Origin of the sequence: Stenotrophomonas geniculata (genome assembly GCF_034508895.1) — a bacterium.
In the GTDB taxonomy this organism is placed as follows: Bacteria; Pseudomonadota; Gammaproteobacteria; order Xanthomonadales; family Xanthomonadaceae; genus Stenotrophomonas; species Stenotrophomonas geniculata.
The window spans coordinates 1945790-1952500 of the sequence record NZ_CP140571.1; the positions used below are offsets into that span (position 1 = coordinate 1945790).

The window sequence follows — 6711 nt, forward strand, 5'->3', positions numbered from 1 at the left end:
GTGACGACGCGGCCGCAGCATTGCCGTTAGCGGCGTTCGGGGTGGCTTCTTGAATGCGGCAGGCTCATCCATGTGAACGAAGTGACGCTGAACCATGACATTGCACTCACCGTCCAGCGCCGATGCTGCCCACATGGACAGCGTACCCGCCGCCGTCGCTGCCCCGCAGCACGATCTCGCCCACCAGTTCGCACGGGTGCGTGCGCGCAGCATGCAACTGGCCGCGCCGCTCAGCGCCGAGGACGCCATGCTGCAGAGCATGGCCGATGCCAGCCCGAGCAAATGGCACCTGGCCCACACCACCTGGTTCTTCGAACGCTTCGTGCTGGCGGGTTTCACTGCTGCACCGGCGCATGACCCGGCCTGGGATTACCTGTTCAACAGCTACTACAAGAGCATCGGGCCGGCGCATGCCCGGCCGCAGCGTGGGCTGCTGTCGCGGCCATCGCTGCAGCAGGTGCGCGACTACCGCCAGCAGGTCGATGCACAGGTGCAATCGCGGCTGGCGGCAGGCGACCTTGATGAGCAGGCACTGCAGCATCTGCAGTTGGGCCTGCAGCACGAACAGCAGCACCAGGAACTGCTGCTCACCGACATCAAGCATGCGTTCTGGTGCAACCCGTTGCAGCCCGCCTACCGCGAGGACCTGCAGCCTGCCGCCAGCGCTGCCAGTGCGCAGGGCTGGATCGAATCACCCGAGCGCATCGTCACCGTCGGTGCCGCAGCCTGGCCGCAGCACGCCGCCTTCGCCTACGACAACGAATCGCCGGCGCATCGCGTGCTGCTCCCCGCGCATGCGCTCGCTGAGCGTCCCGTCAGCAATGCCGAGTACCGCGCCTTCATCGACGCCGGCGGCTACCGCGAGCCGCGCTGGTGGCTCAGTGAAGGCTGGGCAATGCGTGAAGCCGAGGACTGGCGGCATCCGCTGTACTGGGATGACGCCCTGCAGCGCGAGTACACCCTGGGCGGTTGGCGCGGACTGGATCCGCACGCGCCGGTCTGCCACCTCAGCTACTACGAGGCCGATGCCTTCGCCCGCTGGGCCGGCGCGCGCCTGCCCAGCGAGTTCGAGTGGGAGGCCGCTGCCGCGTCGCAGCCGCTGCGCGGCCATTTCGCCGATGACGATCGGCTGCACCCGCAGGCAGGGCAGGGCCGTGGACTGCGGCAGCTGTTCGGCGATGTATGGGAATGGACCCACAGCGCGTATGGCGCCTACCCGGGCTTCCGCCCCTTCGCCGGCAACCTCGGTGAATACAACGGCAAGTTCATGTGCGGGCAATGGGTACTGCGCGGCGGCAGCTGCGTGACGCCCCGCGGCCATGTGCGCGCCAGCTACCGCAACTTCTTCATGCCACCGGCGCGCTGGCAGTTCTCCGGGCTGCGTCTGGCCAGGGACCTCGCATGAGTACGGTGCAGGATGCGCTGCAGGCGTTGACCGATCTCACCCCCGGCCGCCAGCAGGTCCTCACCGACGTGGTGGCCGGGTTGTCGCGCACGCCCCGCCAGCTGCCGTCCAAATACTTCTACGATGCACGCGGCTCGCGCCTGTTCGAGCAGATCACGCAGACCCCCGAGTACTACCCCACGCGCACCGAGCTGGCCCTGCTGGCGCGCGTGCTGCCGGACATCGCCCGCACCGCTGGCCCGCGCCTGCACGTGGTGGAGCTGGGCAGCGGCAGCGGACGCAAGACCGCGCTGCTGCTGGCCGCGCTGCAGAACCCCGTGGCCTACACCCCGATCGAGATCTCGCGCGCCGCGCTGCTGTCCAGCATCGACCATCTGGCACCGGCGCTGCCCGAGGTGGAGATGCTGCCGGTCTGTGCCGACTTCACCCATCCCGTGGCCGTGCCCCTGCCCGAACGCGAGCCCGCGCGACGACTGCTGTTCTTCCCCGGTTCCACGCTGGGCAACTTTGAAGGCGAAGACGCCGTCGCCCTGCTGCGGGCGATGCGCCAGACGATGGGGCGCGACGGCCTGGCCCTGGTCGGGATCGATCTGCACAAGGACCCGGCCCTGATCGAGGCGGCCTACAACGACGCGCAGGGCCTCACCGCCGCATTCACCCTAAACCTGCTGGCGCGCCTCAACCGCGAGATCGGCAGCGACTTCGATCCCGATGGCTTCCGTCATCGTGCCCGCTACAGCGTTGCGCGGCTGCGCATCGAGACCGATCTGGTCAGCCAGCGGGCACAGGACGTCCATCTGGATGGCCGGACCTTCCACTTTGCCGCCGACGAACCGATCCGCGTGGAGTACAGCCACAAGTACACCGACGACAGCTTCGAGTCGCTGCTGCAGGAGGCGGGACTGCAGGTCACGCAGCGCTGGAATGCCGACAGTCCCGCCTACGGCCTGCGCCTGCTGCGTGCCATCTAGGGCGGACGGCCAGCCGGTGCCCCTTCAGGTTCAGCAGTACCGCTACCCCTAAGATGGCCGTGCAACGGCAACACGGAGGACGCCATGCCCATTCTGACCACGCTCGGCCTGGCGGCCGCTCTCGCCTCGCCCCCCGTGCTGCCTGCAGCATCCAATGCCAGCGTCGATCCGACCTTCAGCCGCTGCCTGGCGGGTCTGCAGGCCACGGCCACCAGCCAGGGCATCAGCGCCGTCCGCTTCAACGAGATCACCGCCGGGCTCACCCCGGACCCCAGCGTGCTCGGCCTGCTCGATGCGCAGCCCGAATTCACCACGCCGATCTGGGACTACCTGGCCGCGCTGGTCGATCGCCAGCGCGTGGCTGATGGTCGCGCCATGCTGCAGCAGCACCGCGACCTGCTCGATCGGGTCTCGGCGCAGTACGGCGTCGATCCGGCCACCATCGTCGCGGTCTGGGGCGTGGAGAGCGACTACGGCCGCGTGTTCGGCAAGCGCCCGTTGCTGCAATCACTGGCCACGCTGTCCTGCACCGGCCGTCGCCAACCCTTCTTCCGCGGTGAACTGCTGGCGCTGCTCAAGCTGATCGACCGCGGGGACCTGCAGGCCCAGGGGCTCACCGGTTCCTGGGCCGGTGCCTTCGGGCATACGCAGTTCATGCCCAGTACCTATGCACGCATCGCCGTGGACGGTGATGGCGATGGCCGCCGCGATCTGGTCGGCAGCGTTCCCGATGCGCTGGCGTCCACCGCCAACTACCTCAAGCGCGCCGGGTGGCGCAGCGGAGAGCCGTGGGGCATGGAAGTTCGCGTTCCTGCCGGCTTCAACGCCAGCCAGGCGGGGCGCACCCAGCGTCGCGCCCTGGCCGACTGGCGTGCGCAGGGCGTGACCGCGCTGGATGGCAGCGCGTTGGTTCCGGTCAACCTGCCGGCGGATGCGCGCGCCGCCCTGCTGATGCCGGCCGGCAACAAGGGCCCGGCATTGCTGGTGTTCCGCAACTACGACGCGATCTACAGTTACAACGCCGCCGAAAGCTATGCGCTGGCGATCGCGACGCTGGCTGAGCAATTGCGTGGCGGCAACGGTCTGGCCACCGCCTGGCCGACCGATGACCCGGGCCTGGGCCGCGATGAGCGCCGCCAGCTGCAGACCCTGCTGCTGGCCCGTGGCCACGACATCGGTGCCGCCGACGGCATGATCGGTACCGCCACGCGTCGCGCGATCCAGACCGAGCAGCAGCGCCTGGGCTGGAGTGAGGTGGACGGCCGCGCCGGCCAGCGCATCCTGCGCACGCTGCAGGAAGAGGCCGCTATCGCACCCGCTGGGCAGAAGGCCTTGCCGGCGGCACGTTGACCGCGACATCATCCCCGCGGTCTTCAAGGAGCGTCATCGCATGCAGTTGAATCCGGACATCAGCACCGGCCTGTATCACGGCCTGGAGGCCTGGCAGGTGCGAACCGCCAATGCCACGGCGGTCGTCAGTGTGTTTGGTGGCCAGCTGCTGTCGTTCATTCCCGATGGGCAGCCCGACCTGCTGTGGCTTTCGCCCACGCGCGCCGAGCTGCCTACGCCCATCCGCGGTGGCGTTCCGGTGTGCTGGCCATGGTTCGGGCGCCAAGGCCAGAGTGCCGATGTACCGGCGCATGGCCTGGTACGTACCGCGCGCTGGGAGCTTCTGCAGGCCAGCCAGAGCGATGACGGTGAGGTCGAGCTGCAGTTGGCGCCGGCGCCCTGCACTGATCCCGGCCTGCGCCTGCAGATGCAGCTGCGCATCGGCCGCCAGCTGCGCCAGCAGCTGGTCACCCAGAACACCGGAACCTCGCCGGTGACCTTCACCCAGGCCCTGCACAGCTATTTCCGGGTGGGCGATGCCAACCGGGTCGAGGTCGAGGGCCTTGATGGCCTGCAGTACCTGGACAAGTACGAGGACTATGCGCAGCTGCGCCTGCAACAGGGACCGTGGTCATTGCGCGATCCGCGTGATCCCGGTCGCAGCGATCGCATCTATACCGGTGCCGGCGGCCATTACGTACTGCGTGACCCCGTACTGCAGCGGCGGATCGAGATCCGCAGCGAAGGCAGCCAGACCCTGGTGGCCTGGAATCCCGGTGCCGAGGCCGCAGCCAGGATGTCCGATGTCGGCGATGGGTGGCACGATTACGTCTGCCTTGAAGTGGCCAACGCAGGCCCGGAGCAGATTACGCTTGCGCCGGGTGCGCGCCATCAGCTGGTGCAGACCCTGACCAGTGCCGCGCTGTAGGCGCTGGCAGCGATTTCAGTTTGTCGATGCAGGTAGCAAGGACGGAAAACATGCAGGAAGCACAATGGTGGTACGCCAATGGCAGGCAGAGCAGTGGGCCGGTGGATCTGGCCGGTCTTCGCCAGCTGCAGCAGGAAGGGACGGTTACGGCGCGCACGCTGCTCTGGTGCGAAGGCATGCCCTCATGGCGGCCGTTGTCGGAACTGGAGCAGGCTTCCACGCCCATCGAGGTGGCCCCGGCCCCGGATATCGACGCAGCCCCTGCGGTTGAGGGCATCGCGCCGAGTGTCGGCGATCCGTCCGATCCCTATCGAGCGCCGGTCGCTGTACCGGATAGGGCCGTGGCTGCCGGGCTGGAGGGCGAGATGGCCTTGTACGCCAGCGTGGTCGGCGGCAACTTCCCGATCTACCGCCAGCGCTGGCGGCTGGATCAGGGCATTGCCACGGGCAGTGGCACCTGGCACTGGCCGGCCTTCCTGCTCGGCCTGATCTGGATGATGTACCGCAGGATGTACCGCCTGGCGGCGATGTGGGCTGGCCTGCTGTTGCTGATCAGCGTGGTGGAGACCTTGCTGGACGTGCCGGATGGCCTGTCGCTGGTCATCACCTTGGCACTCAGCATCACCACCGGCATCTTTGGCAACAGCTGGTACCTGGCACACTGCCAGCGCCTGATCGCCCAGGCCCGAGCCATCACCGGCGGCGATGACGCACGGCTGCGCAGCGAGCTGACCGCGCGCGGCGGCACCAGCGTGGTCGCCACACTGATCGCCATCGTCATCGCGGTGGTACTGAGCACCGTCGGTGCCGCATTGGCGGGGTAGGGTGGGTCAGCGGCCCTGACGGGGCCGCAGCACCAGCAGGCACAGCGCACCGGCCACCAGGCCCCAGAACGCCGAGCCGATGCCGGCCAGTGAAACGCCCGAGGCGGTGACCAGGAAGGCGACCAGTGCCGCCTCGCGGTCCCGCTCCACCGCCAGCGCACTGGCCAGGCTGTTGGCGATGGTGCCGAACAGCGCAATACCGGCCACGCAGGCCACCAGCTCCTTCGGGAACGCAGCGAACAGCGCGGCCACGGTGGCACCGAACAGTCCGATGACGATGTAGAAGGCACCTGCCGCCATGGCGGCGGTATAGCGTCGTGCCGGGTCCTCATGCGCATCGCGACCCATGCAGATCGCCGCGGTGATTGCCGCCAGGTTCAGCGCGTACGCCCCGAATGGTGCCAGCAGCGTATTGACCACACCGATCCAGCCGATCAGCGGCGACACCGGGGCGTCGTAGCCGGAGGCCCGCATCACCGCCACGCCCGGAATGTTCTGCGAGGCCATGGTGACCACGAACAGGGGCAGGGCGATGCCGGCCACCGCCGTCCAGGACAAGGATGGGGTCACCCATTGCGGTACCGCCAGTTGCAGCTGTACCTGCTGTGCGTGCAGCAGGCCACGGCTGGCCGCGACCGCGATGCCGACCAGCAGGGTGGCGATGACCGCATAGCGCGGGAACAGGCGGCGTCCGGCCAGCCAGGTGGCAAACATCGCAAGCGCCAGCACCAGCTGGGTGTTCATGGCCACGAACACGTCCAGACCGAAGCGCAGCAGGACGCCGGCCAGCATGCCGGCGGCCAGCGCCATCGGCACCCGCTGCATCAACCGGGCGAAGATGCCGGAGAAGCCTGCCAGCATGCCCAGCACCGCGGCGAGCAGGAATGCACCGGTGGCTTCAGCGAGCGAGGCGCCACCGGCACCGACCACCAGCATTGCCGCGCCCGGTGTCGACCACGCGGTCACCACCGGCACGCGATAGCGCAGCGACAGCCCGATGCAGGTGACACCCATGCCCAGTCCCAGTGCCCACATCCATGAGGCGATCTGTGCCTGGTTGGCACCGACGGCTTGTGCAGCCTGGAACACGATGACGGCCGAACTGGCGAAGCCAACCAGCACAGTAATGAAGCCGGCAACGAGGGCCGGTACTGAAAGGTCGCGCCACCATGCTTGCCGCGCCTGCATGTTCATTGCCGTCTCTCCTGTGTGCATCCATGCATTGATAGCGGTTGCGGCGTTGACCGCGCAACG

The 6711-nt window shown here is 68.3% G+C and carries 6 protein-coding genes; 5 read left to right on the forward strand and 1 reads right to left on the reverse strand.

The annotated features are described in order from the left end of the window. The first annotated feature begins 133 nt into the window (after positions 1-133). The 5 genes from egtB to RI032_RS09090 all read left to right on the forward strand — a co-directional run bounded on the left by egtB (position 134) and on the right by RI032_RS09090 (position 5457). Positions 134-1405, forward strand: a complete 1272-nt coding sequence (egtB, locus tag RI032_RS09070; RefSeq protein WP_109815281.1) for an ergothioneine biosynthesis protein EgtB — start codon at positions 134-136, stop codon at positions 1403-1405. Then, on the forward strand, positions 1402-2376 hold the full coding sequence (gene egtD / locus RI032_RS09075) for an L-histidine N(alpha)-methyltransferase (protein WP_322548165.1): 975 nt from the start codon (positions 1402-1404) through the stop codon (positions 2374-2376). Before egtB ends, egtD begins: the two co-directional genes overlap by 4 nt. Positions 2377-2460: 84 nt before the next feature. Continuing rightward, positions 2461-3726 (forward strand): lytic murein transglycosylase, encoded by a 1266-nt coding sequence (locus RI032_RS09080; RefSeq protein ID WP_322548166.1) that lies wholly within the window; start codon positions 2461-2463, stop codon positions 3724-3726. 40 nt (positions 3727-3766) lie between these two features. After that, positions 3767-4633 (forward strand): D-hexose-6-phosphate mutarotase, encoded by an 867-nt coding sequence (locus tag RI032_RS09085; RefSeq protein WP_164194362.1) that lies wholly within the window; start codon positions 3767-3769, stop codon positions 4631-4633. A 50-nt stretch (positions 4634-4683) separates the two neighbouring features. Further along, complete coding sequence (locus RI032_RS09090; protein WP_057502445.1) at positions 4684-5457, forward strand: DUF2628 domain-containing protein; 774 nt, start codon at positions 4684-4686, stop codon at positions 5455-5457. Positions 5458-5463: 6 nt separating this feature from the next. Here the strand turns inward: RI032_RS09090 and RI032_RS09095 are convergent, their stop codons facing one another. Further along, positions 5464-6651 (reverse strand): benzoate/H(+) symporter BenE family transporter, encoded by a 1188-nt coding sequence (locus tag RI032_RS09095; protein ID WP_322548167.1) that lies wholly within the window; start codon positions 6649-6651, stop codon positions 5464-5466. Positions 6652-6711: the final 60 nt, after the last annotated feature.